Origin of the sequence: Gordonia sp. DT218, assembly GCF_049847105.1 — a bacterium.
In the GTDB taxonomy this organism is placed as follows: Bacteria; Actinomycetota; Actinomycetes; order Mycobacteriales; family Mycobacteriaceae; genus Gordonia.
The window spans coordinates 663,216-688,105 of record NZ_JBNCNS010000003.1; the positions used below are offsets into that span (position 1 = coordinate 663,216).

The following is a 24,890-nucleotide window of genomic DNA, read 5'->3' on the forward strand; positions in this document are numbered from 1 at the left end:
GTCCTCTTCGCATTGCCGTCGGAAGCAGTGCTGCCCGGACCGTTGCGCGGCAACGGCTCGCCCGCTCGATTGCTCGGCCTGCTGATGTTCGCCTGCGTCGCGCTCTCACTGTGCTCGCCGGCGAGACGCGCATCGAATCAACTGCTGTCGCGGAGGACTCGTGCCCAGCCTCTGATTCTTGTCGGTGTCATGATTCTCGCGGTCTACCTGATGATCCAGTGCGTGCTGTTCACACAGGGAGACAAGTCGGCTACCGTTCCCGCTGACATCGTCGCGGCCGAGATCCGATCACTGCTCGGGTCGGTTGCATTTGTCGGCCTGAGCCTGTTCATCATCACCACTGTGCGGACTCGACGAGCGATCGACCTCGTCCTGTTGTCAATCCTCGCCGGCGCCGCGATATCGGTCTGCATCGGGCTGCTACAAGGCTTGATGAACGTCGACTATCGAGACTTCTTGGTGCCGCCTGGGTTTGTCGAGACCCGCCAGGTCGGACTGGCCATCCGCGAAGGCTTCACGCGCGTGACGGGTACGGCTGCGCACCCCATCGAGTTCTCGGTACTCGTCTCCGCGCTCCTTCCGATAGCTTTGCATTACACCCGTTTCGGGGCGACATCACGAATTCGGTTGTTCACGGGTTGTGTCAGCGTGCTGCTTCTCGTCGCCGTGCCGGCCAGTGTGTCGCGGTCGGCCATCGTGACGCTGGGTGTGGTCGCGCTGATCTATATGATTGCGCAGCCGCTGAAGGTCATATTCGCCTCCGTCGCCGCTGTCGGGGTGATCACGGCGGTGTACTACGTGGCCGCCCCGGATCTGTTTGCCGCGGTCAAGAATCTCTTTACCGGTGCGGCAAAGGATCCGAGCATCACCACACGCCTGGACGACTACAAGTACGTCGGCGACATGTTCCGCTTGAAACCTTGGCTCGGGCACGGCTTGGGCAGCACCGTGCCGGAACACACCCGATACCTCGATAACCAATGGCTACAGGTTCTCGTGATGGGCGGCGTCGTCGGAGCCGTAGCGCTGATCCTCCTGATCGTCGGCGGCGTGGTGGGGATAACCGGCGCGTTGCGTGAGACGCGGACGCCCGGAGACAGAGATCTCGTCTTCGCGCTGGCCGCATCATTCGGCGCGATCGTGGTGTCCACGACGGTATTCGACCTGTTCTCATTTCAGCAGGCGGTTCTGTTGATCTTCCTGCTCTACGGATTGTTCTGGAGCCTGGTGGCTGTGCTCAGTGACGAGAACGAACGGAGCACGGACAAACCGGAGTCACTTCCCCGCATCGGGAAACAGGCCGCGGCACAAGGCGTGCGCTGATATCCAGATCAGCGCCGCCGTCGGCTGGTGTCGTCGCGTTCCCAGGTGGTCTCGCCGCGCCCGGCCTTGTACCGGGACAATGTCGCCACCACGAGGTAGGCGAGTGCGTCGACGGCCGTGCGTGGACCACGAACGGACGCCAGCACCGCAAGTGCGGTCGTGCGGCCTGTCGGGCGCGCGGATTCTGGGTTGTGCTCGGCGAGTTCGGCGTTGCCTCGTTGGTGGCGTCCGAGCACCTTGATCAGTCCACGAGTGTTCGTCGGCGTCGTCCATATCGACGGATCGGTCGACACGACAGTCTTCTCGTCGGGCGCGAACTGGGTGTCCACGAATTTGTCGTCGCCGGTGACGTCCGGAAACCGTCCGAAGCGAGCGTGGCCTTCTTCAGTCAGCGCGTACACACCTGCCCACCACAATGCGTCGCGATGGACTGGCATGCGTGAGCGTGCGCGGTAATAGCTGCGGACGATTGGTCCGGCATCGTCGGTGCCATAACGAAATTCCGGTCGCGCGGCCAAAATATCGCCGCGTCGCAATCGATCGAGGATGTCGAGCACGGCGCGCTGGGTGATTTCGATGTCGGCGTCGAGATATACACGCGGCCAGGACGTAGCGAGTTCGTCGCCGGCATTCAATGCAAGGGTCTTGGATCCGGTGGTCAATTCGATCACTTGGGCCCCGGGAATCTTTCGGGCGCGCGCGGCGGTGTCGTCAGTGCACCCGTTGCAGACGACGATCAGCTCGATGACTCCATCGACGGCCGCACGGCTGAGCGGCATCAGCGTCCGTTCGATCACCGCTGATTCGTTGTAGGCCGGAACGATCACCGTCCCTCGGTCTCGGTCGACTGCGATGGATTCGGCGGTTTTCGGAATGTCGGCGGTTGGCAGTTGCGCCCAGCGTTGTCGTCGGAGGACGATGCCGAGTCGGCGTCTGTGGTCCCGATCGTAGGACCGGAGTGCCTCGGACAACGCCACCGACGCTCGGCCGGCGGCACTGTACAGGCGACCATGGTGCAGTTCGAGGTACCGCACACGATTGACTGCCAACAGGTCTGCCAGCACGGGCGAGGTGCCGGAGCCGCCCAATGTGTGCACGACTGCGGAGCGCGGTTGATACCGAATCAGGTGACCGCTGTCTCTGATTCTTCGGAAGTAGTCGATCTCCTCGGAATACAAGAAGAAGGACTCATTCCACGGACCGACCTCGCGGGCCACCGAAGAGCGGATCAGCACCGCGGCACCGGTCGCCCAGTCAACGTCGTGGGCGTCATCGTAACTGTGTGCGCGATAGTCGAATTCGGACAATGCCGTTGGTCGTCCGAGCCAGATTGCGCTGCCGAACACGGCGTCTCCGAGCAAACCACTCACTGAGGGTTCGAAGCGTATCGACGGATATACCGTGTGGTCTGGCCGGAAGATCTTCGGGAGCACCGCCCCGATGCGCTGGTCTGCTCGAAGGGTTACGAGCATCTCACCGACGGCGCCGGGCTCGAGTCGCAGGTCTGGATTGAGGATCAACAATGTCTCACAGGGTTCGGCAAACTCGGTCGCCACGTTGATCCCGCCCGCATAACCGAGGTTGCCGCCGGTGTCGACCGCGATCACATCCGGATGGGTGCGCACCCTCTCGAGAGTTCCATCGGGCGAGTTGTTGTCGGCGACCACGATCCGGAGACGTAGATCCCTGGCCTCCAGACGTAGGTCGTCGATGATGGCGTCGATGTCGTCGTTGCTTTGGTAGGTCACGATCACGACACAGACGTCGGCGGGTGAACCGGCTTCGACGAAGTGCCGTTCGGCGGTTCCGGAATCCGCCTGCCTAGGCTGATTGGAGTCGCTCATCGCGGTGTTCCTCCCGAACAGGACGTGCCGTCAGGTGCCCCGAGTCACCGCTCACCTTACGACATCTGGTGCGAGGGTGGGATGTGCTCGGGAGAGTATCGATCAGGTGTGCGCGTAGCCCTCGGCAGGCCTCAGTAGGTCCTGGTGATCACGGTAGATGACCGATCGTCGGCAAGGCGCCGAATCGTTCATTGACCGGCCGCTCGCGTTCAGTAGTAATACGGAAACGCGTCCCAGTCCGGAGACCGCTTCTCCAGGAACGCGTCTCGCCCCTCGACGGCCTCGTCGGTCATGTATGCCAACCGTGTCGCCTCGCCGGCGAAGACCTGTTGCCCCATGAGGCCGTCGTCGGTGAGGTTGAACGCGAACTTCAGCATGCGCTGGGCCGTAGGTGACTTGCCGTTGATCTTGCGGCCCCATTCGATGGCGGTCTTCTCGAGGTCGGCATGTGCGACAACGCGATTGACCGCGCCCATCTGGTACATCGTGTCCGCGTCGTAGGCCTCGCCGAGGAAGAAGATCTCGCGGGCGAACTTCTGGCCGACCTGCTTGGCGAGGTAGGCGCTGCCGTAGCCGGCGTCGAAGGAGCCGACGTCGGCGTCGGTCTGTTTGAATCGCGCGTGCTCACGTGAGGCGAGGGTCAGGTCGCACACCGAGTGCAGGGAATGACCGCCGCCGGCTGCCCATCCGTTGACCACCGCGATCACGACCTTGGGCATGGTGCGGATCAGTCGCTGAACCTCGAGGATGTGCAGGCGGCCACCTTCGGCCTTCACGCGCGCGTCGTCGACGGTGTCGGCGCCGGCGCCGGTCACGTCGGAATCGTGGGTGGTGGCGTACTGGTAGCCCGAGCGGCCGCGGATCCGCTGATCTCCACCGCTGCAGAACGCCCAGCCGCCGTCCTTGGGGCTCGGACCGTTGCCGGTGAGCAACACCGTGCCGACATCGGGGGAGCGGCGAGCGTGGTCGAGAGCGCGGTACAGCTCGTCGACCGTGTGCGGTCGAAACGCGTTGCGAACCTCTGGCCGGTCGAAGGCGATGCGGACGATGCCGTACTCGCGGCCGGCGCCGGTGTGGCGATGGTAGGTGATGTCGGTCAAGTCGCCGATGGCGCGGATGGGTGCCCAGGCCGAGGTGTCGAAGGGCTGCTGGTCTTCTGTCCGGTGATCGGCGTCCATCCGGTCAGGGTATCGCCGGTCGATCGGTGGCAAGCGGGCGCGCCATTTGTGACCCAACGTTGCCGGTTATTTATCTTTAAACTCATTGCATGAGATTTCGTTCTTTGCAACAGTAACTATATGTCCGTTTCGATCGGGATCGTGTTGGCGCTCACGGTGTGGGTGACAATCGCTCTCGTCGTGGCGCTGGTCGTCGGTCGCGCGGTCCATTTGAGAGATCATTACGAGTCCTCCCGCGGTCGGTCCATGTCTGCCGGTCGATCGCCGTCGGAATTCAACCGTCCTGACTAGTCGGCCGTTGTCGGCTGTTCGGATGTGTGCAGCAACGCAACAGTCGGTCGCGACCGCAGTTTGTCCGTTCTATACGGTTGATCCATGAGTGATGGTGCCGTCAGTCCCGATACCACCGAGATCGAGGATCCCCACGAGGGCGGCTTCCGCGCGCACACGGCCATCACAACCGAACGAGGCGGCCCGCGGTACGGGGAGTTCAGCGAGCAGGTCCGCACTCTCATGGACCGCGCGCGCTACGCCTGCCCGACGCCCGAGCTGACCGACGAACTGATCGATCAGCTCGCCGCCGTCAACGAGAAGCTTGCGGCCGTTCGGATCGACGAGTGGCATTCACCTGCCGGAACGCGCATCGACCTGCCCGCCCGCGGCAACATCACCCTTCCGCCGTTCGAGGTCACCGACGTGAACGACGACGGGGTCTTTGCGACCGTGACCTTCCGCGATTTCCACCTCGGGGGCAACAACGCCGCGCACGGTGGTCAGGTTGCGGTGGCGTTCGACGATCTCGGCGGATATGCATCGGCGGTGGCGATCGAAGGCGTCAGCCGGACTGCCTATCTCACCGTGCAGTACCGATCGATCACCCCGTTGAACACGCCTCTGCAATGCCGGACCTGGGCCGAGAAGGTCGACGGCCGGAAGGTGTTCATCAAGGGCACCATCCACGACGGTGACCGGCTGTGCGCCGAGATGGACGCGTTGTTCATCAAGCTCAATCCCGGCCAGCAATAGCGATCCCCAGCGGCGACCTCTGGAATCGGTAACGTCACCGGCCTTAATCGCGATCGAACTCATGACCATCCCGGCGACAATTTCGCGGGATTCGGTGCGGTCGTGACGCTGAGGGGCTGAAATGACGAGATCGTCGGTGCAGAGACTGAGTCGGACCCGGCGAATCGTCGCCACATCGGGCATTGCTGCCGCCCTGGTGATCGCCGCGCCTGCCGCGATCGCCGCCGCGGATGACGGCACCGGAACCGACTCCGGCGTCTCGTCGCCGTCGAATGCGGACTCCGGATCGGAGGCAGCGGACGCCGGCGCGGGTCAAACGGATGACGTGCCTTCGACCGGTGAGACCGGCGAATCGACCCCGGCACCCGACGCCCCGAGCACGGAGGCGCCATCGGGTGGGGCCGGCGGGGCGACCGAGCCTGCGGCCGATGCGGGATCGGCAGACCAAGGCGCCCCCGACGACGCGGCGTCGGGCGACACCGCAGCGCCCGAGACGTCGGAGCAGCAGCCCGCCGAGGAGACCTCGGCTCCGACATCCACATCGCCGTCGACCTCGCCATCGACAACGCCTTCGCAATCCCAGTGGCCGGGACGGCATCATGCCGACACCCACGACCCAGGTCGTCACCGTGCCGACCCGACGTCGGCGGGACGCCACCGCGCGGACATGTCACCCTCCGTGGAACGGACGTCGCCCGACCCCGCCGCGGCAGTGGCGCCCGGTTCCGAGACATCGTCGTCGACCCCGCCCGTCGACGAGTTCGTCGGCGAGCCGGGCACCACTGCCGCCGTCGCGGCGCCTGCCCTGGCGCTCGGCTCTGGCGTTTTCTACCGGCTGGTGAACGGACCCGGACGTGACAGCCTGATCTTCCTCAACCAGAGTCTCGTGACGGCCGGTGTGCTCAGCCGGCGCAGCCGCGACGACGGCACCGATTACGTCGGTCTGCTGGGACCGGGCGAACGGTTCACCATCCCGACCCAGACCGTCGCGGAATTGTCGTCGGGCAACCGGGTCGCGGCCGCCGACACCGACGATTCGTTGCTGGCCCAGGCGATCAAGGTCCTCACTGCACGGCTGGTGTGGTCGGGCATCGATCCGGAGAACCAGTATCTCGATCCCTCGGACTTCCAGGTGCTGATCGGTGACAACTACCGGATCGTCGACAACGACGGCATCACCTATACCTACGACGCCGATGCCGACACGATCACGTTCACCAACACGACCGAGACGGATGTCGCGATCATCGCGGTGGATCAGTTCAACGTCCCGCACGGTGACGGTGTGTACGTGGTCCCTGCGGGCGGCTCGACGACGATCGACGCCTCCGGTGACATCTCCGGCTATGTGATGCAGGGGCAACGTGATTCAGCCGGGCGGGCCATCATCTACGGAATGGTCGTCGTGCAGGATGATCAGACGCTGAGCTACAACTTCAACCCGTTCGGTGGGGCGATCCGCGACACCGCAGATCCCGTCGCCGATCCGGACGACCGGTTCTGGGACCCGTCGGATGGTCTGGCGACCGGCATCCTGTGGCCGACCTTCGCGACCGGCGCCGACGGGGCCGCGGACGGCGTCTACTACACGACCGACACCGGCGGGCTCACCATCCACAACGACAGCGACCAGGACATCGCGGTCACCGTGTTCACCGGGGGCGCGGCGTCGAACACGTTGCCGCAAACCGACTTCTACGTCGTCGAGGCCGGTGGGACACACCGGATCGACCTTCCCGAGGGGGCGTACGCGGTCACCTCGGTGCAGGGCGAGCGGGATGCCGAAGGGGAGCCCAGGCTCTACGGCACGCTGGTCGCCCAGGGCACCACCACCGGCCCGGCCGTCACCGAGACCGACACGCTGCCCGGGGACGGGATTCCGTCGATCACGCGGCGGACGGTGGACGCGGTGAAGCCGGTCGAGGGTGTGGCGGTCGTCGCCTGACGTTGCCGTCGGCGCGAAAGACGTTGCCGTCGGCGAGATGCCGGTTGCCGTCGGCGAGGGTCAGGTGAGCTCGACGGCGTCGAGGGTGGCGCCGGCGGCGCGCAGGCGGTTGGCGAGGACGTCGCCCATGGCCGCGGCCGGGGTCAGCACGCCGGTCAGGCTCGAGAGGCGATCGCGTTCGAGGGCCAGCGTCAGCGCGCTCTCGCCGAGCATGATCGCGGTCGCCTTGTAACCCGGATCGCCCTTCATGCGCATCTGCGAGCGGTAGCGGCGGCCGGTGGTCGTGGTGGTGTAGGTCTCGGTGACGAAAGACCCCTTCTCCCGGACCTTTTCGCTCGGTCCTTCGCCCGGCTTGGGGAGCAGGCGGTCGAGGAGCTTGCGGGTCGGGCCGAAGCTCATCGCACCGAGGAAGACGCCCGTGCCCACCGCGACGACGCCGGCGATGAGCGTGGACACCCCGGGGACCTGCCCGACCGACATCGTCTCCGCATACCGGAAGTCCTTGCCGTATGCGTTGTCGAGCAGGGCGTCGGTCCGTCGCACGATCCGGGTGTTGGACGCCGCCATGAAGAACGGTGCCAACGTGCCGCGCATGGACGGATCGACCTTCTTGGCGCTGATCATCGTCATGTCGCTGGGCTCCGACGACATCGAGACCCGGGGTGTGTTGCCGGGTTCACCGGACAGCGAATGGGGATTGAGCAGCAACCGCCGCGTCTCGGCGTCGCGCGACTGCTCGGCGATGACCCGCACCGAGTCGAAGGTGCCGCCGGAGATGCCGCCCTTGAACGACTTGACCACAAAGGTCGTGTCGGTGAGTTCGCCCGCGTTGTCGTCGCCGATCTTCTTGTACAACAGGTAGGCGCCGAGGTCGGACGGAACGGAGTCGAACCCGCAGGAATGGACGATCCGTGCGCCGGTCGCGACCGCGGTCTCGTGCGCCTTGTTGATGGAGAAGTGGACGAAGGGGGCCTCACCGGTGAGGTCGACGTAGTCGGTGCCGGCGCTCGCCGCCGCGACCACGAGGGCCTCGCCGTAGCGGAGGTAGGGTCCGACGGTGGTGCAGATGACGCGGGTGCGGGCGACCATCGCGTCGAGCGATGCGGGCGACGACGAGTCGGCGACGATCAGTGGCCAATCGTGCGCGCGGGCCGGCAGCCGTTTGCGGGTGGCGGCCAGCTTGGTCTCCGACCGTCCCGCCAACGCGACCTTGGTGCCGGTCGGCGCGTGCTCGGCGAGGTATCGGGCGGTCAGTTCGCCGACGAACCCGGTGACACCGAATACGACGACATCGAACTCGCGGGCATTCGATCCTGGTGCTGGTGAGCTGGCGTCCCCGTTCATGCCCCCGACTCTAGTCAGGTGCCGGTACCCGGTCGAGGTCGCCGGTCAGCGCACCAACCGACGGGCAGCGGCACGGGCTGCGAACGGCGCCACGAACAGCATCAGCAACACGCGCAGGATCTGCGCAGCGACGACGAATGCGACATTCGACCCGGCCGCGGTTGCGGCGGCGAGCACGGCGTAGATGCCACCGGGGGTGGTGGCGAGGTAGCAGTCGAACATCGATTCGCCGGTCCACGCCGACAGCAACACCCCGAGCAGTGCGCAGCCCACACCGATCGCCAGGATCAGCACGAGCGCGGCCGGCAGGACACGGCCGATGGCCCGCAGACGGTCCATCGTGAATCCGAGGCCGGCCTGCCATCCGATCACCGCGTAGGCCACGGTCAGCAGAATCGTGGACACCGCGGCGTCGCCGGCCAAGCCGGTCAGTTCGGCGATGGTGGCCACGGCCATCGGGCCGAGGAGTCCGGCCGCGGGCAGGTGGATGAGGCGCCCGACCGGGATGCCGATACCGAGGCCGACCGCGAGCAGCAGGAGTCCCCAGGCCTGGTCGCCGCCGCTCGGGGACGGGACCGTGGCGTTCGACGACTGCGCATCGAAGACCACCGAGGCCACCAGCGGGATCGTGATGGTGACCAGCGCGACCCGCAGATATTGGATCACCGCGACCATGCGTTCATCACCGCCGAGCTCCCTGGTCAGCGCGACGAGGCCGGACGCGCCGCCGGCCACCAGGGCCAGAGACCCGGTCAACGGGTCGACCAGACGATGCAGTCCGAGCAGTGCGCCGCCGATCACCGAGAGCGCCAGCGTGCCCAGACCGATGGCGAGCACCGGGATCCACGACGACCCGAGCCCGGAGAGGGTCTCGGGATCGGCCATGGTGCCGATGTAGACGCCGAGCACCCCCTGCGCGGCGAGCATCGCCGGTCGCGGGATCGCGGGCGGGGCGGAGTCGTCGGCGGGGTCGGCGTCGTCAGCCTCACGCGGTGCGGACCTTCGTCGTGGGGCGAAACCCGCGATGGCCAGCGCGCCCGCGACGACGAGGCCGGCGAACAACGCGGCCGCGTCCACTTCGAGGAGTTCGAGAAGGTAGGTCGCGATCGCGGTGAGGAGGGCCAACACGAACCAGCGACGCACTCGGTCGAGAGTAGGCGGTGGGGTGGGTGTGGCCTGGGTCTCGGACTCGGTTTCGATACACGACGAGCTCGCTACGCTCGCGCGTCGTTACTCAATCGGCGGGACGGGTCAGTCGTTGTTCAAGCGGGCGGGACGGGTCAGTCGTTGCTCAACGGGCGGGACGAGTCATCCGTTGATCGAGTAGCCCGCGAGCGTAGCGAGCAGGTGTATCGAGATCACGCGACCCGCGCGACCCCGAGATTCATCGCGGCGAACGACTTCGGGGTGCCCGGCTGATAGAAGCGGTCGATCGCCGTGACGGTGAGGCCCGCGTCGGCGAGTACCCCAGGGATGTCGCGGGTCAGGTGGCAGCCACCGGCCACCCGGCGCTGGATCGGTTCCAGGCGGTGCTGCCATCGGCGCACCGCGGCGTCGGGCGCGCTGCCGTGCTCGAGAAAGTGCAGTGTGCCGCCGCTCTTCACCACCCGCGCGACCTCCGACAGCGCGGCGGGCAGATCGGGGATGGTGCACATCGTGAACGTGGTGAGCGCTCCGTCGAAGGTGTCGTCGTCGAAGGGAAGGCGCTGGCCGTCGAGACCGGCTCGCTCAATGGGGACGCGGGATGACGCGACGCGGTCGGCGCCGATGCGCCACCCGCCGTCGGAGGGTTCGATCGCGGACACGCGGGTCACCGTGTCGGGGTACACGTCGACGTTGAGGCCGGAGCCGAATCCCAACTCGACGACCTCACCGGACAGCCCTTCGCAGGTGCGCCGCCGCAACGGCGTCAGCGCCGACATCCCACAGGTCAGGTTGATCAGGTGCGGAAGGATGCGGTCGTCGTAAAAGCCCATGCACCGATCTTGCCGCAGCGCTGTGACGAGCACCACTGTCGTCAGGCTGTTCGGATGACACCCGGGCGCAGTCCTACGCTGATGGAATGAATCCCTCGACTCTGCAGGCCCGGGTCATCGTCGACGAGATGATCCGCGGCGGCGTGACCGAGGCGGTCCTGTGCCCGGGCTCGCGCAACGCACCTCTGGCGTTCGCGCTGCATGCGGCCGACGCGGCGGGTCGGCTGCGGCTGCACGTGCGTATCGACGAGCGATCGGCCGGCTACCTCGCCCTCGGGCTGGCGGTGGCGTCGCGGCAGCCGGTACCGATCGTGATGACCAGCGGTACCGCGGTCGCGAACATGAGCCCGGCGGTGTTCGAGGCCAACTATGCCCGGGTGCCGTTGGTGGTGGTGAGCGCCAACCGGCCCTACGAGCTCCTGGGATCGGGAGCCAACCAGACCGTCGAACAGTTCGGCATCTTCGGCACCCAGGTGCGCGCGACGATCAGCCTCGGCCTGGCCGAGCAGGACCTCGACACCAACAGCCAGTGGCGGTCGGCAGTCGGACGTGTGCTGGCGGCCGCCCGCGGTGCCCGGAGCGGCAACGCCGGTCCCGTCCAATTCGACATCCCGTTGCGGGAGCCGCTGGTGCCCGACGCGAGCGCCGGACCCGACGACGATCTCGGGAGCTTCGCCGGCCGCCCCGACGGACTCCCGTGGACCCAGGCTCCGGTCGGCAAGCTCGACGTGCCGATCCCCATCGACCTCTCGCTCGACACCGTCGTCATCTCGGGTCACGGGGCGGGGATCCATCCCGCGCTCGCTGGTATTCCGACGGTGGCGGAACCGACTGCGCCGCAAGCGCATACGCCGCTGCATCCGCTGGCGCTCGGACCGTTGCGGCCCCAGCAGGCGATCATCTGCGGGCGTCCCACGCTGCACCGCGGCGTCTCGCAGTTGCTGGCCGACCCGGAGGTGCGTGTCTACGCACTCACCACCGGTCCGCGCTGGCCGGATGTGTCCGGCAACGTGTACGCCACCGGCACGCGCGTCGAACCGATCGGGGAGGCCCGCGAGGAGTGGCTCAAGGAATGCGCGGCCGCCCAGCAGCGGGTTCTCGGCGCGGTGGATGCCGAGTTGGACAGCCTGCTGCTCGACGATCCGGATGCCGCCACCGGACTCCACGTCGCGCGGGTCGTCAGTGCCGCCATGCGACCCGGCGACCAGCTGGTGGTCGGGGCGAGCAATCCGATCCGCGACGTCGCGCTGGCCGGGCGGGTCACCGAGGGGGTGCGGGTGCTCTCCAACCGCGGCGTCGCGGGGATCGACGGCACCAACTCGACGGTGATCGGCGCGGCGTTGGCTTTGGACAGGTCCGATCCCGGAGCGCACACCATTGCCCTGATGGGCGATCTGACCTTCATCCATGACGTCACCGGGCTGGTGGTGGGGCCGGGTGAGCCACGCCCGTCGTCGTTGCGGATCGTCGTGGCCAACGACGACGGCGGCGGCATCTTCGGATTGCTGGAGCAGGGCGATCCGCGATTCAACAGCGGTCCCTACGCGGGTGCCTACGAACGGATCTTCGGCACGCCGCACCGCGCCGACCTCGCGTCGCTGTGCGCCGGTTTCCACATCCCGCATCGTCGGGTCGGGCTGGGCGAGCTGTCGTCGGTGCTGGGTGAACCGGCGCCGGCGGGTGGCGTCGAGGTGGTCGAGGTGAGCACCGATCGTGCGGCGTTGCGCGACGTGCACGCGGCGATCGCGGCGCGGCTGGCGTAGGGGGGAGCGGCGCCTCTACGCCGACCCTCGCGCCGCGCGGCTAACCTGCCAGCGGGTCGTTGCCAAGACCGCTGAGGGCGGTGGCGATCCGGCTGATTCCTTCCGCCGTATCCGCATCCGTTCGCTCGAGCTGTGTTGCGCCATTCGCGATCTTGTGGGCTGTTGTCGACAATTCGCTGATCGTGGCGTCCAGCTCCGATCTGAGGTCGTCCGCGAAAGCGATGAGTTTGGCGCCGGTGGCGAATCCCACGTTCCCCTCTGCGGCAGGGTGAGCCGAATCGAACAGAGCTGTCAGCGCGGCCGTTGCCTCGCCGGCCTCGGCGTCGATGGCAGCTCCGGCGTTCCGGACCGCGCCCGGGTCGATGGTGATCCTGTCGCTCATCACAGACCACTTTCGTTTGGTTCTTTCACAGGCTCAGCCACTGCCGCAGGGCAGTCCGCTACCGTCGACGCCCGAATACGGCGACGTCGGTGCGTCGATGACGATGAGCGCGCCGTATATCGCAACCGCCACGCCGACGAAGACGAGCACGGCGAGAATCGGGACCAGCCGGCTTCGGCCGCCGTCGGTCCGAACCCGGCGCCAGGACACGGCGAAGGCGGCAGCAGCGATGAGGGCGAAGGTGATCTGGAGGCCTCCGAAAACCGCGGCCGGCGGAAGCGCGGCGAGGTCCCGGCACTGAGTGCGTATCGCGTCGCGGACCCAATCGTCGCGGCGCAGCTGGAGAATCACCGGGCAGGCGAAAGCGACGACGAGCGTCACCAGCCCGATACTCGCCGCTATCCAGCTCGGGTTGCGGGTGGCTCGCATCTCGGATCCGCTCACCAGATCTCCGATGGTCGCACGATGGTGATCGATTGTTGTCCCTCGTTCTGTTCGATCATCGGAAGTCGTTCCTGCACACTCAAGTTGGCCGCTCCAGGCGTGTGCTGTGTATAGAGGACCTGGCCGTCGGGCAGTACGCCGGTGACCACAGCGGTGTGATGGCTGACGTCCCCGGACGGGTGCGGCTGAGCATAGTTGAAGTAGACGACGTCGCCCGGCATCGCCTGGTTCGAAGGGACTTCGTGGCCACCGTTGGTGAGGAAGAACTCACGCTGGGCGTCGGAGTTGTACCACGATTTCGTGTGGGTCTTTCCCTCGATCCCGGGGATCAGATCGTCTTCGCCCGCGGGGGACCTGCCCCAATTGCGGCTGTCGAGGCTGCCGGCCCAGGCGTCCATCTTCTCGTCGAGGCCGCCGGCCTCGAGGGATCGCGATGCGAAGTTCGCACAGTTGTTTCCAAAGACGTCAATGTCCTCGTTCTGTGCATTCGCGATCGCCCACCGTACGGTCTCGACAGGGTTGTATCCGAGGCCGGTATCGGTGAGTCGTTGTTTGATGTCGTCGGGGACGCCGTCGAGATCGTGCAACTCGACGGGAACAGCTCGCCTCAACTGCATTTGCTGCTCCGCGGTCAAGCCGTCCCACCAGGCCCGCACTGCGGCCGGCGACTGTCCGTCGGGAAGAAGGTTTCGCATCTCCTGCAGGGCAGCCTGCACCGCTGTGCTCTGACGGGTACGTGCCTCGTCGGTCGACACCGAATCCGGGTCGACCGCGCAGGCGGCGATTGCATCGACACAGGATTGGTCGGCCTGGGACGCGGCCTCGATGGCGTCGTCGATCATGGATTGGGCTTCGGCGAGGGACAGTGCGATGCCAAGGGGGTCGTCGACTGATGCGTCAGGCGATATCGACACCCTGCCGCTGCCGTCCACTGTCAGGCTGCGCGACGTGGCGAAGGTTGTCGCTGCCGTGAGCATGCGCTGCGCGATGCCGATCGCATCTTCGAGTGTGTCGAGTGCGGTCGAGACGCCTCGCGCCAGGACGCCTGCATTTGTCATCCGATTGGCGCATTGTGTGAGCGTTCCGCGTGCCTGGGCGCCCGTGTGGTCGGGCCAATCGTCCTTCAGTGGTGCGACCCCGTTGGCGTGGATGTTGTCGGCGGTGCGTTCGGCCTGCTTGCTGACGTTCAGGATGTCGTCCGCAGCGGTTTCCCACAGCGACGGTCGGGCGTCTCGCAACCCGGCAAATGTAACCATTTCCCCCAGGAATCGGTTCGCTACCTCAGCAGCTTACGACTCGAATCGCCGTAGGCCATATCCTGTCATTCATGAACCCGACCATCCTGCGCCGTGTGCAGATCGTGCTGCTTGTACTCGGCGTGGTGGTCACGACGATGGGCCTGGTCCTCGTCGCAGGCTGTCATCGGAATGATCGGCAGATCGACGAGAACCGTGCGATGGTCATGGCCGACGTGGTGTCGGCGGATCGGCTGCACGCCGCGGTCAATTTCCAGACCCCCGACGGGCAGTTCCACAGCCCTCGTCTCGGCCTCCTCTACCCGACGGAGCTGACCCAGGGTCAGCGGATCAGCGTCGAGTACGACGTCACGAACCCGGACCTGGCGCGGCCGGCCGGCCGCAGCTGGACCCTGGCGATCATTCCGGCGCTGTCGATCGCCGTGGTCGGGTGGCTCGTCGTCGGTGCGGTGATGATCGCGCTGTCCGAGATCAATCGCCGGATGCTGTCCCGCTCGTCATCGGAAGACCTCACCGACCAAGACCTCACCGACCAAGACCTCACCGACGACCCGGATCAGGACGACGCGACCACCGAGACCGAAACGCCGGAGACCAGCAACGCCTGATCGTCGTCGAGGAATCGCAAGGCGAACCGATCGGCGAACCGGGTGCGCACTGCGTCGACGAGTGCCGGTCCGCTGACGATGCCGTCGGCGTGCGGCACCACCACCTCGTCGATCCAGCCGAGTCCGGTCGTCGAGGTGAGGTCGGTGGCCTCGGCCGGGTCGTCGAGCATGGCGAGGGGCTCGATGTCGGGGCCGACGACGCAGGCCCCCGCGCTCGCACCGAGGTAGGGGAGTCCGGCGTCGACATGCTCGGTGAGGATCTCGGCGAACCCGGTCCGACGCAGCGCCGCCAGCAGGTGGAAGACGTTGCCGCCGGACACGAAGACTGCGTCGAGGTCGTCGAGTGCGCCGGCCAACTCGGTCGTCGGCATCGTCTCGATGTCGAGTTCGACAGTGGTGAACCCCTGGTCTCGTAGGGTGCTGCGATCCAGGTCGACCCAGGCACGGTCGGCATAGATCGACGATGCCGTCGGCACGAAGCCGATACGCGCACCCGGGGCCACCCCGTGGGCGGCGAGGAAGGCGGGGACCGCCCCCAGCCATCGACTCAACAGCAGCAGCTCGGCCATGCGATCAGTTTGTCATCGACGGTGACGGATCGGACGAGAAGTTCACCGGCTGTTCGTGTCCGGATCATTCGGATTCGGCGGCCCCGGACAACGGGTTCCGCGACCATGAAGCCATGCGGGTCGCGATCGTCGCCGAGAGTTTCCTGCCGCAGTGCAACGGAGTGGTCAACTCCGTCCTGCGGGTCGTCGAGCACCTCGAACGCACCGGCCACGAGACCCTGGTGATCGCACCGGACACGCCCCGCGGTGAGGAAACGGCACCACGACTGATCGGCCGTCGGACACCGGTGCACCTGGTGCCGTCGGTGATGGTTCCCAAGGTGACGTCGTTGCCGATCGGAGTGCCGACGCCGACCCTGTACCGCACTTTGCGCGACATGAACCCCGACGTCGTGCATCTGGCCTCGCCGTTCGTCGTCGGCGCGGCCGGCGCCGCCGCAGCTCGACGCCTCGATCTGCCGTCCGTCGCGGTGTTCCAGACCGATGTCGCGGGATTCGCCGCCAGCTACGGGCTCGCGATCACCTCGCGACTGGCCTGGCGCTATACGCGGCGGTTGCACGAGATGTGCGACCGTACCCTCGCTCCCTCGACAGACACGATGAGAATGCTTGCCGCGCAAGGTGTGCCACGCGTGCACCACTGGGGCAGGGGAGTGGATCTCGATCAGTTCGACCCGGCGAACGCCGATGCGGGACTGCGCTCCGACTGGGGCCGAGGCAGGCTGATCGTCGGCTTCGTGGGCAGGCTCGCGCCCGAGAAACATGTGGAGCGGCTGGCCTCGGTGGCCGACGATCCGTCGGTGCAACTCGTCATCGTCGGGGACGGGCCCGAACGCGCTCGGCTCGAGGCACTGATGCCGCGGGCGGTGTTCACCGGGGAGCTCCGCGGTGAACACCTCGCGCGGGCGTACGCCAGCTTCGACGTGTTCGCGCACGCCGGTGAGCACGAGACGTTCTGCCAGGCGATCCAGGAGGCGATGGCCAGCGGATTGCCGGTCGTCGGCCCGGATGCCGGTGGACCCCGTGACCTGGTCAACCACTGCCGAACGGGCTATCTGCTGCCCCCGTCGGAGTATGCCGAGCGGCTGCCTGCGGTGGTCGCGGTGCTGCGTGATGATGCGCTGCGAGCGGAGATGGGTCGAGCCGCGCTGTCGGCGGTCCGGGCCCGCACGTGGCCGGTGATCTGCGACGAACTGCTTGCGCACTATCGCGCGGTGATCGGCGGCGACCTGGCGATTCGGCCGCTCGCCGGCTGACCTGCGTCGGCGGACGGGATATGGATGCGGTGTGAGTGCGCCGTCGAGGAGATTATTGCCGGGAGCTCTCGCTGAGACTGCATCCATATCGGTTCTCGTTGCTCGCCCGGCGGCCGGTAGCGTTGTCGACATGGAAACCGGGCCGCAGGACCGCGCAACGCTCGACAAGGATCCGGCCGAGGTCGCGGCGATGTTCGACGGCGTGGCCAAGCGCTACGACCGGACCAACACGGTGCTTTCGTTCGGGCAGGACCGCGGCTGGCGGCGCAAGACCCGCAAGGCCCTCGACCTGCGTCCCGGCGACATCGTGCTTGACCTGGCGGCCGGTACCGCGGTGTCGACGGCGGAGCTGGCGACGTCGGGGGCGCACTGCATCGCCGCCGACTTCTCCTTGGGGATGCTGAAGGCAGGCGCGCACCGGGAGGTGCCCAAGGTGGCGGCCGACGCGCTCGCACTGCCGTTCGCGGACGAATCCTTCGACGCCGCCACCATCTCGTTCGGGCTGCGCAACGTCCACGACGCGCCGAAGGGGCTCGCCGAATTGCGCCGGGTTCTGAAACCCGGTGGGCGCCTGGTGATCTGTGAGTTCTCGACACCGACGTTCCGGGCGTTCCGAACGGTCTACATGGAGTATCTGATGCGGGCGCTGCCGGCGGTGGCGACCAAGGTGTCGAGCAATCCGGCCGCGTATGTGTATCTCGCCGAATCGATCCGCGCCTGGCCAGACCAGACGCATCTGGCGGCGCTGCTCCGGACGGCGGGGTTCTCCGATGTCGCCTGGCAGAACCTGACCGGGGGGATCGCGGCGATTCATTCGGCGGTGCGCTGAGGGTCGGGGGTCTCGATACGCCGGCTCGGCTGGCGCCTCGCCGGCTACTCGACCGGCGGCTGGTAACGGGCTCGGCTGGCGGTTGGTGGCTACTCGACCGGCGGCTGGTAACGGGCTCGCCTGGCGGTTGGTGACGGGCTCGGCTGGCGGTTGGTGGCTGTTCGACCGTCGGTGGGCCGTTTATGTGGTGCTGTCGACGGAATCCGGGTTGCTGTCGGCGTGCTGGAGGTGCGGCACCGGGCAGCCCGGGGTGAACGTGCCGAGTTCCTCGAGCCGATATCCGCGCGGATAGCCGCGGACCTGCTTGGTCTGACGGCCGTAGAGCGGTTCGGTGCGCGGGCGGGCGAAGAAGCGGATGGCGAGGCCGCGTAGCTTCAGTCCGCCGCGCACCACGGCCCGCTCGGCCGCGGTCGGCTTCGGGTAGTGGAACGCAGTCAGCAGGCGATCGTCCATGAGCGCGAACGACATCCGACGCACCACCCACCGCGGTAGCAGCCGGTAGGGCAGGAAGGTGCCGAGGAGATCGAGGGTCGAATCGGCCACCGCCAGCGACTTCGTGCTGAACGCGAAGTGTCGCCGCTCGTACTCCTCGTAGAACTGCTCGAACTCCTCGTAGGTGGCCGGAATGTCCTTGATGGCCATGTGCTTTCCGAGTATGCGGTAGTGATTGGTGAGCCCGGTGACCTCGTGGCCGGTCAGCTTCCGCCACTCGTAGGAGTTCACCCACTGCACCGGGCACACCACGAAGGTGGAGAGCACGTACAGCATGTCGTCGTTGGAGATGTCGTACATCGCGTGCATCTGATTGATACGCCGGACTCCGGCGCGGCCGGCCGCACTGTTGAAGCCGTGCTCGATCGGTGCGTCGAGCAACAGCACGGTGTCGTCGTAGCGCTTTTGCGTCTGCTTGGTGAACTGCTGCGTGTCGAAGAGCAATTCACCGATCGACGGCACCGCGTAGGTGCGGAACAGGGCGAAGCTCAGCGCTTGGGTGATGCTCCACGGGAACTCGCGGGTGGCGAGCAACGCGGAGATGGCCACCGGGTCGTCGGCGGAGTCGACCGCGTCGATCTCACCGCGCAGCCGATAGCGGGACGACACGCGGTTCTGCACGGCATGTTTCACCCGGGTCGGAATGCTGGCTGCGTTCATCGTTGAAACATATCATCGAAAATGTGTCATCGGAACGGTGGACGGTCGTCGATCTGCGACGACAGGCGCCCGGCCGTGCGCCATGCGCGCGCGACCAGATCGGCGTCGTCGGGGGTGATCAGGTTGCCCATCACGCGGACGACCATCGACATCAGGTGTGTCGACCGCATGCCGGGCCGGCCGAGGGTGGGGACTGCCTGGGGGACCGTCAGCAGTCCGGCCAGCCGTCGGGCCGCGGAGAACGCCAGGCCGTACTGGCCGATCAGGACATCGCGCCAGCGGGTGGTGTGGTCGGGGGAGCCGCGGGTCTCGTCGAGCAGTTCGACGGCGAGGCGCCCGGCCTCCAGCGCGTAGTCGATGCCCTCGCCGTTCAGCGGGTTGACCAACGCTGCGGCGTCGCCGATGAGCATCCAGTTGGGGCCGGCGACACCGGTCACCGCGCCGCCCATCGGGAGGAGTGCCGACGTGAGGCGTTGCGGTGGGCCCTCGATGGCCCACTCGTCGCCGACCATGCGGGTGTAATGCTCGAGGATGGGCCGCAATGCCATGTGCGCCGGGCGCTTCGCGGTGGCGAGGGCGCCGACGCCGACGTTGAGCAGGCCGTCTCCCGCACCGCCGAGCGGGAACACCCATCCGTAGCCGGGCAGGAGCGCACCGTCGGGGCCGCGGAGTTCGAGATGTGAGCCCATCCAGTTGTCGTCGGCCCGCCCCGACTTCACGTAGGCGCGCGCGGCCACCCCGTACGCGGTCTCGCGATGCCATTCGCGCCCCAGGGCCTTGCCGAGTCCGGATCGCACGCCGTCGGCGACGATCACGTTGCGCACCGCGATCGACCGGGCGCCGTCGGAGGTGTCGACGACCACCTCGGCGATCCGGCCGTCGCGCATCGTCACGTCGACGGCCTTCGCTCCCTGGACCATCTGTGCGCCACGGGCCACCGCGAGGGCGCGGATCTCCTCGTCGAGCTCGACGCGGGACACGGCGCTGCCGAAGGTGGGGAAACGACCCGAGGGCCATCGGATCTGCTGCGAGGCGCCCCAGCCGTGCAGGGCGAGTCCGTCGAGACGCGGCCGGTCGTCGAGAAAGCGGCCGAGGCCGAGGTGATCGAGTTCGGCGACCGCACGTGGGGTCAGTCCGTCGCCGCAGGTCTTGTCGCGGGGGAAGGTGGCCGCATCCAGCAGGACCACGTCGTGTCCCGCCGTCGCGGCGTGCGCGGCCGCGGCGGATCCGCCCGGCCCGGCACCGACGACGAGGACTTCGGCGCGCTGCGGTATCGGGGGAGGGGGTATGTCGCTACTCACCCGACCAGTATGTCGGCCCGCATCAGCGACTACGCTCGGCAGCAGGCCCCGAGTGTGACCGGCGGCCCTCGAGACCGACGACGAGATGGAGCGGTGGAACGCGTGAAGTCCACATTCGCCGGGCTGGACCTGGGCACCGACGAGTTCGCCGACACCGTGCGGGGATCGTTGGCGCAGGTCGAGGACCTGCTACTGGCAGAACTGTCGTCAGGCGACGAGATCATGACGGAGGCGGCCACACATCTGGCCAAGGCCGGGGGCAAGCGGTTCCGCCCGATGTTCGCGATCCTGGCCGCGCAATTCGGCACACGGCCCGGGGGGTCGGAGGTGATCACCTCGGCCACCGTCGTCGAGATGATCCATCTGGCGACCCTGTACCACGACGACGTGATGGACGAGGCGCAGTTGCGGCGCGGTGCACCCAGCGCCAATGCGCGGTGGACCAACAGCGTGGCGATCCTCTCCGGCGACTTTCTGTTCGCTCGTGCGTCGCGGCTGGTGTCGACACTGGGTCCGGATGCCGTGCGGATCATCGCGGAGACGTTCGCCGAACTGGTCACCGGCCAGATGCGCGAGACTGTGGGGGTCCGCGAGGGTGGCGACCCCATCGATCATTACCTACAGGTCGTGTGGGAGAAGACCGGTTCGCTCATCGCGGCGGCCGGACGCTTCGGCGCGATGGCATCGGACGCGGCGCCCGACCGCATCGAGCGGCTGTCCCGACTCGGCGACATCATCGGCACCGCCTTCCAGATCTCCGACGACATCATCGACATCAGCTCGGCGACCGGTGACTCCGGCAAGACGCCGGGCACCGATCTGCGCGAGGGCGTGCACACCCTGCCGGTGCTCTATGCGCTGCGCGCCGACGATGCCGCGGCCACGCGGCTGCGGGAACTCCTCTGCGATCCGCAGACCGGCGCGGCGCGGCCGGTGACCGACGACGCGGTGGTCACCGATGCCATCGAGGTGCTCAACGCGTCGTCGGGCATGGTTGCCGCGCACGACCGTCTCCGTGCCTACGCCGACGAGGCCGAGGCCGAACTCGCACAGTTGCCCGAGGGGCCTGCGCACACGGCATTGTCGTCGTTGGTGCGGTACACGATCGACCGGACCGGGTAGCGGCGGTCACGGGCCGACCGGCCCCGCTCCCGAGTGGTTGATCAGGTCGGTGAGGGTCCCGATCACCTTTCCGCCGACGTCGACCCCCGAGGGCGTCACCGCGAGATCGTTGGCGTTGAGGTAGCTGTTCGGGTCGGACTTCAGGGAACCGATGATGGTCTCGCAGACGATGCGACTGCCGAGTTCGCCGAGATGCTCGCCGCCCGCCTGGGCGCCCGCCTCGCGGAGGATGTAGTACCAGAGCGGGGTGCGTTGGCCCAGCGCGGTGGTGGTCAAGATCTGTGCGACCGCTGCGCTTTCGCCGTTCATCGTGTCGGCCATCTCGCTGAGCGTCATCGGTTTCACACCCATCGCTTCGCAACAGGCCTGTGCCGACGGCACCGAGAGACTGTAGCCGCGAACGAGATTCGACTTGGCCAGGTGCCCCAGGATCGGATCGTCCCGGCGGGTGCCCAGTGGCAGGTCACCCAGACCCGCGGCGATGTTGGAGTCGACCTTGCGCGCGAACTGCACGTTCGCGCTGGTGCCGGTGAAGAAGTTGAAGTCCAGAGTCACACTGGGTTTGAGTTGATACTTCACTGGATCGGCGTCGTCGAAGAAGTCCGGATTCGACTGCGTCGGGTCGTTGTTGAGCCCCTGCGACGGGCCGAGGATCTTCATCACGTCGAGCGCGGGCGTGGCACCGTTGAGCTGATAGCGTGGTCGATCATCGTGTGGCCGAAACGGAAAGCAGCGGTGGAGAATTCGAGGGGCATGAACGTCTGGCCGGGACCGGCCGAGTTGCCGTAGAAGCGGGGCCCGTTGGCGAGTGTGTCGATCACCACGGCGAGGTCGCAGACCTTGGCGAGATAATCCTGCACCACCACGTATTGGTAAGCCCAACGCGTCAGCTGGCGTGCCCGGACGTGCTTGCAGGCTGGCGTGCCGGCGACCTGTGCGTCGTAGATCTTGTTGTAGAACAACAGGAACGCGCAGTGCAGTGCGGAGATGTTGGGATTCTCGTCGTTTCGCGAGTCGGCGATTCGGGCGCTGCGGTTCGCCGTGTCACGCGGCACGTCCCGACGGCCTGCGGGGTTGAAGACCACCAGTCTGAGATCGGCGTCGTACAGATCATCGGACTCGGTGGTGGAGCCTGCGGCCAGTGACGGCCCATCGCCGAAAACGCTATCGAGGTCGAGCTGTGGACGACGCCCGTTGCGCAGACTCGCGGTGACCTCGTCCGGGTTGCGTGGGTTCACCGGTTCACCGCGCCCGAGCGTGGAGATGGTCGAGTCGCGGTCGGTGCGGGCGGTGAGGTCATGGTCGATGAACTGACCGAAATAGGTGAAGACGGCCGGGATGCCCGAGTCGTTCGGGTTGGCAACCACGTCGGTGGCCATCGCGTCGCCGAGCTGTTTGAGCGCAGCCAGGGTCTCGGGGGAATTGGGCAGCAGCCGCGACGACGAGTGGGCGGCGTCGGGGAACATGTAGCCGAACGGTGTGGTGAACAGTAGTTCGTCCTGTGTGGCCACCTCCCCGGTGTGACTGAATTTCGTGAACATGGTCGGGTCCTCACGGTGGTGGTCCAGTGGATGTCAGCAACGCTATGGGCGGTAGAAGCCCTGGTCGCGCGTAGTTGACTACCCGAAAGTTCACCGAGGTGTGCGGGCCGCGACGTCGCGCAGGAAACTCTGCCGCCCGGTCGTCCGTTCGGTACATGAAGGACCTGGCGACGGGCGCCGGGTCGAATGCTGAGAACGAGGGACAGATGCACTTCAATGGCCTGAAGACGGCGGCCCTGATGGGGCTGATGTCGGCGATCATCGTCGGGATCGGGGCGCTTTTCCGCAGCCCGACCATCTTGCTGCTGGCGGTGCTGGCGGCGATCGGCATGAATGCCTACGTCTATTTCAACTCCGCGAAGCTGGCGCTGCGGTCGATGCACGCGCAGCCGGTCACCGAGGTCGAGGCGCCGGTGCTGTACCGGATCGTCCGCGAGCTCGCGACGACGGCCCGCCAGCCGATGCCGGCGCTCTACATCAGCCCGACGGAATCGCCGAACGCGTTCGCCACCGGCCGTAATCCCAAGAACGCCGCGGTGTGCTGCACCGCGGGCATCATGCGTCTGCTCGACGAGCGGGAACTGCGCGCGGTGCTCGGCCACGAGCTGTCGCACGTCTACAACCGCGACATCCTGATCTCGTCGGTGGCCGGTGCGATGGCGTCGGTCATCACCGGCCTGGCGAACTTCGCGTTCTTCTTCGGCGGCGGTAACCGTGACGGGAACGGCCCCGGCATCCTGGGCGTGCTGATGATCAGCCTGTTGGGACCGCTGGCAGCCTCGCTGATCAAGATGTCGGTGTCCCGCTCGCGTGAGTACCAGGCCGACGAGTCGGGCGCGGAACTCACCGGTGACCCGCTGGCGCTGGCCTCGGCATTGGCAAAGATCAGCGGCGGGATCGATCAGGCGCCGCTGCCCCCGGACCCGAAGATCGAGTCGCAGTCGCACATGATGATCGCCAACCCGTTCCGCGGCGGGAACGTCGCGAAGATGTTCTCGTCCCACCCGCCGACACCCGACCGCATCGCACGGTTGCAGGAGATGGCGAGGCGGTCGGGCCGGGGGTAGTGGCGTCGCGTAGCCCTGTTCCTAGTCTTTGACCAACCCGCCGTCGACGACAAGGTTCTGGCCGGTGACCGCCCGCGACCACGGCGACGCGAAAAACAGTACGGCATCGGCGAATTCGTCGGGTGTCGTCACTGTTCGCAGGGGCGTGCCCGCGGCGATGGCGTCGAAGACCGCAGTCGGGGTGGCGGCGCTGGCATCGGTGGTGCGGAGGAGTCCACCGGACACCATGTTCACGGCGATCCCGTCGGGGCCCAGGTCCGCGGAGAGCGTTCGGGTCAGGGCGAGGAGTGCGGCCTTCGCGGCGGTGTAGTCGTGGTAGGGGACGACGGGATTCTGCACCAGGTTGGTGCCGATGTTGACGATGCGGCCGAATCCGGCCGCCCGCATGTCGCCGAGGACCGCCTGCGTGGTGTTGAGCGCGGCCGCGACGCTTCCCCGGAACTGGGCGTCGAAGGCCTGCCAATCGATGGTGTCGGGCTTGGCGCGGTCGTCGCCGTTGAATGAGAAGTCGGCCAGCGCATTGTTGACCACGGTGCAGACCGGCGCGCCGAAATGTTCCCGAGCCCGTGCGACGAGGTCGAACACCGCGTCACGGTCGGTCACATCGGCGCCCAGAGCCACCGCCCGCCCGGCGCCGCCGAGTTCATCGACGAGTGCGGCCGCGGCCGACGCGCTGCGGTGAAAATTGATGACCAGCCGGGCTCCTTGTGCGGCAAAAGCTTTGGTGATCGCGGCGCCGAGGCCCCGGGCGCCGCCGGTGACCAGGACGATCTGCTCGGAGACTGCAGGAGCGAGCGCATTCATGTGGACATCCCTTCGCCAGTGCTAACTGGACAGGTTCGGCGGGTGTGGTCTCAGCCGCCGGCGCGGCACCCCGTGTCGTGTTTCATCAGATCATGCGCCCGCGCGAGCACACGACTCAGGCACACACGTCTAGGGTTGGACACAGGCAGGCGCCCAATCG

At 67.0% G+C, this 24,890-nt stretch carries 23 protein-coding genes and 1 riboswitch; of the genes, 9 read left to right on the plus strand and 14 right to left on the minus strand.

The genetic code is table 11. The features are described 5' to 3' along the window. Window positions 1-27: 27 nt before the first annotated feature. The gene (locus ACPXCG_RS14565; protein ID WP_425792658.1) at window positions 28-1,323 is read left to right on the plus strand and encodes an O-antigen ligase family protein; all 1,296 of its coding nucleotides are present in this window, start codon (window positions 28-30) and stop codon (window positions 1,321-1,323) included. A gap of 8 nt (window positions 1,324-1,331) precedes the next feature. Here ACPXCG_RS14565 and ACPXCG_RS14570 read toward each other — a convergent pair whose 3' ends face one another. After that, window positions 1,332-3,167 (minus strand): glycosyltransferase, encoded by a 1,836-nt coding sequence (locus ACPXCG_RS14570; RefSeq protein WP_425792659.1) that lies wholly within the window; start codon window positions 3,165-3,167, stop codon window positions 1,332-1,334. 209 nt (window positions 3,168-3,376) lie between these two features. Further along, window positions 3,377-4,345 (minus strand): 1,4-dihydroxy-2-naphthoyl-CoA synthase, encoded by a 969-nt coding sequence (locus ACPXCG_RS14575; RefSeq protein WP_425792660.1) that lies wholly within the window; start codon window positions 4,343-4,345, stop codon window positions 3,377-3,379. A gap of 375 nt (window positions 4,346-4,720) precedes the next feature. Between ACPXCG_RS14575 and ACPXCG_RS14580 the strand changes: the two genes are divergently transcribed. Further along, window positions 4,721-5,371 carry a PaaI family thioesterase gene (locus ACPXCG_RS14580; protein ID WP_425792661.1) on the plus strand — a complete coding sequence of 217 codons (651 nt, stop codon included), beginning with the start codon at window positions 4,721-4,723 and terminating at the stop codon, window positions 5,369-5,371. A gap of 136 nt (window positions 5,372-5,507) precedes the next feature. After that, the gene (locus ACPXCG_RS14585; protein WP_425792662.1) at window positions 5,508-7,316 is read left to right on the plus strand and encodes a hypothetical protein; all 1,809 of its coding nucleotides are present in this window, start codon (window positions 5,508-5,510) and stop codon (window positions 7,314-7,316) included. A gap of 60 nt (window positions 7,317-7,376) precedes the next feature. Here ACPXCG_RS14585 and ACPXCG_RS14590 read toward each other — a convergent pair whose 3' ends face one another. The 3 genes from ACPXCG_RS14590 to ACPXCG_RS14600 all read right to left on the minus strand — a co-directional run bounded on the left by ACPXCG_RS14590 (window position 7,377) and on the right by ACPXCG_RS14600 (window position 10,636). Continuing rightward, window positions 7,377-8,660, minus strand: a complete 1,284-nt coding sequence (locus tag ACPXCG_RS14590; protein ID WP_425792663.1) for a saccharopine dehydrogenase family protein — start codon at window positions 8,658-8,660, stop codon at window positions 7,377-7,379. 45 nt (window positions 8,661-8,705) lie between these two features. Beyond that, entirely contained in the window at window positions 8,706-9,803 is a 1,098-nt protein-coding gene (locus ACPXCG_RS14595; RefSeq protein WP_425792664.1) for an AbrB family transcriptional regulator, read from the minus strand. Between the two features lie 215 nt (window positions 9,804-10,018). Further along, window positions 10,019-10,636: a class I SAM-dependent methyltransferase gene (locus tag ACPXCG_RS14600; RefSeq protein ID WP_425792665.1), complete on the minus strand. Its 618-nt coding sequence runs from the start codon at window positions 10,634-10,636 to the stop codon at window positions 10,019-10,021. Between the two features lie 86 nt (window positions 10,637-10,722). Here ACPXCG_RS14600 and menD point away from each other — a divergent pair, with 86 nt between their 5' ends. Continuing rightward, entirely contained in the window at window positions 10,723-12,399 is a 1,677-nt protein-coding gene (gene menD / locus ACPXCG_RS14605; protein ID WP_425792666.1) for a 2-succinyl-5-enolpyruvyl-6-hydroxy-3-cyclohexene-1-carboxylic-acid synthase, read from the plus strand. A 40-nt stretch (window positions 12,400-12,439) separates the two neighbouring features. Here menD and ACPXCG_RS14610 read toward each other — a convergent pair whose 3' ends face one another. Genes ACPXCG_RS14610 through ACPXCG_RS14620 form a run of 3 tightly spaced genes read right to left on the minus strand, consistent with a single transcriptional unit; the run spans window position 12,440 to window position 14,463 of the window. Next, window positions 12,440-12,781, minus strand: coding sequence for a type VII secretion target (locus ACPXCG_RS14610; protein ID WP_425792667.1), 342 nt, complete (start codon window positions 12,779-12,781; stop codon window positions 12,440-12,442). Window positions 12,782-12,814: 33 nt separating this feature from the next. Then, the gene (locus ACPXCG_RS14615; protein ID WP_425792668.1) at window positions 12,815-13,225 is read right to left on the minus strand and encodes a hypothetical protein; all 411 of its coding nucleotides are present in this window, start codon (window positions 13,223-13,225) and stop codon (window positions 12,815-12,817) included. Next, window positions 13,222-14,463: an amidase domain-containing protein gene (locus tag ACPXCG_RS14620; RefSeq protein WP_425792669.1), complete on the minus strand. Its 1,242-nt coding sequence runs from the start codon at window positions 14,461-14,463 to the stop codon at window positions 13,222-13,224. Before ACPXCG_RS14620 ends, ACPXCG_RS14615 begins: the two co-directional genes overlap by 4 nt. A gap of 89 nt (window positions 14,464-14,552) precedes the next feature. On the opposite strand from ACPXCG_RS14620, the gene ACPXCG_RS14625 reads away from it, so the two are divergent. Further along, entirely contained in the window at window positions 14,553-15,089 is a 537-nt protein-coding gene (locus tag ACPXCG_RS14625) for a hypothetical protein (protein ID WP_425792670.1), read from the plus strand. Here the strand turns inward: ACPXCG_RS14625 and ACPXCG_RS14630 are convergent. Further along, complete coding sequence (locus ACPXCG_RS14630; RefSeq protein WP_425792671.1) at window positions 15,038-15,658, minus strand: Type 1 glutamine amidotransferase-like domain-containing protein; 621 nt, start codon at window positions 15,656-15,658, stop codon at window positions 15,038-15,040. The genes ACPXCG_RS14625 and ACPXCG_RS14630 overlap by 52 nt on opposite strands. Window positions 15,659-15,771: 113 nt before the next feature. On the opposite strand from ACPXCG_RS14630, the gene ACPXCG_RS14635 reads away from it, so the two are divergent. After that, complete coding sequence (locus tag ACPXCG_RS14635; protein ID WP_425792672.1) at window positions 15,772-16,914, plus strand: glycosyltransferase family 4 protein; 1,143 nt, start codon at window positions 15,772-15,774, stop codon at window positions 16,912-16,914. A gap of 130 nt (window positions 16,915-17,044) precedes the next feature. Next, complete coding sequence (locus tag ACPXCG_RS14640) at window positions 17,045-17,743, plus strand: demethylmenaquinone methyltransferase (RefSeq protein ID WP_425792673.1); 699 nt, start codon at window positions 17,045-17,047, stop codon at window positions 17,741-17,743. Window positions 17,744-17,923: 180 nt separating this feature from the next. On the opposite strand, the gene ACPXCG_RS14645 is transcribed toward ACPXCG_RS14640, so the two are convergent. Both ACPXCG_RS14645 and ACPXCG_RS14650 read right to left on the minus strand, forming a co-directional pair. Continuing rightward, the gene (locus ACPXCG_RS14645) at window positions 17,924-18,895 is read right to left on the minus strand and encodes an oxygenase MpaB family protein (RefSeq protein WP_425792674.1); all 972 of its coding nucleotides are present in this window, start codon (window positions 18,893-18,895) and stop codon (window positions 17,924-17,926) included. A 26-nt stretch (window positions 18,896-18,921) separates the two neighbouring features. Then, the gene (locus ACPXCG_RS14650) at window positions 18,922-20,196 is read right to left on the minus strand and encodes a geranylgeranyl reductase family protein (RefSeq protein WP_425792675.1); all 1,275 of its coding nucleotides are present in this window, start codon (window positions 20,194-20,196) and stop codon (window positions 18,922-18,924) included. A 102-nt stretch (window positions 20,197-20,298) separates the two neighbouring features. On the opposite strand from ACPXCG_RS14650, the gene ACPXCG_RS14655 reads away from it, so the two are divergent. Continuing rightward, the gene (locus ACPXCG_RS14655) at window positions 20,299-21,318 is read left to right on the plus strand and encodes a polyprenyl synthetase family protein (protein WP_425792676.1); all 1,020 of its coding nucleotides are present in this window, start codon (window positions 20,299-20,301) and stop codon (window positions 21,316-21,318) included. A 6-nt stretch (window positions 21,319-21,324) separates the two neighbouring features. Here ACPXCG_RS14655 and ACPXCG_RS14660 read toward each other — a convergent pair whose 3' ends face one another. Then, complete coding sequence (locus ACPXCG_RS14660; protein ID WP_425792677.1) at window positions 21,325-21,978, minus strand: hypothetical protein; 654 nt, start codon at window positions 21,976-21,978, stop codon at window positions 21,325-21,327. Then, a complete protein-coding gene (locus ACPXCG_RS14665; protein ID WP_425792678.1) occupies window positions 21,978-22,859 on the minus strand; it encodes a peroxidase family protein in 882 nt (293 codons plus the stop codon). Before ACPXCG_RS14665 ends, ACPXCG_RS14660 begins: the two co-directional genes overlap by 1 nt. 206 nt (window positions 22,860-23,065) lie before the next feature. Between ACPXCG_RS14665 and htpX the strand changes: the two genes are divergently transcribed. Continuing rightward, window positions 23,066-23,926, plus strand: a complete 861-nt coding sequence (gene htpX / locus ACPXCG_RS14670) for a zinc metalloprotease HtpX (protein WP_425792679.1) — start codon at window positions 23,066-23,068, stop codon at window positions 23,924-23,926. 21 nt (window positions 23,927-23,947) lie between these two features. Here the strand turns inward: htpX and ACPXCG_RS14675 are convergent, their stop codons facing one another. Next, the gene (locus ACPXCG_RS14675) at window positions 23,948-24,730 is read right to left on the minus strand and encodes a 3-oxoacyl-ACP reductase (protein ID WP_425792680.1); all 783 of its coding nucleotides are present in this window, start codon (window positions 24,728-24,730) and stop codon (window positions 23,948-23,950) included. Further along, a riboswitch (TPP riboswitch) is annotated at window positions 24,721-24,813 on the minus strand. Its footprint overlaps the gene before it by 10 nt. Window positions 24,814-24,890 lie beyond the last annotated feature (77 nt).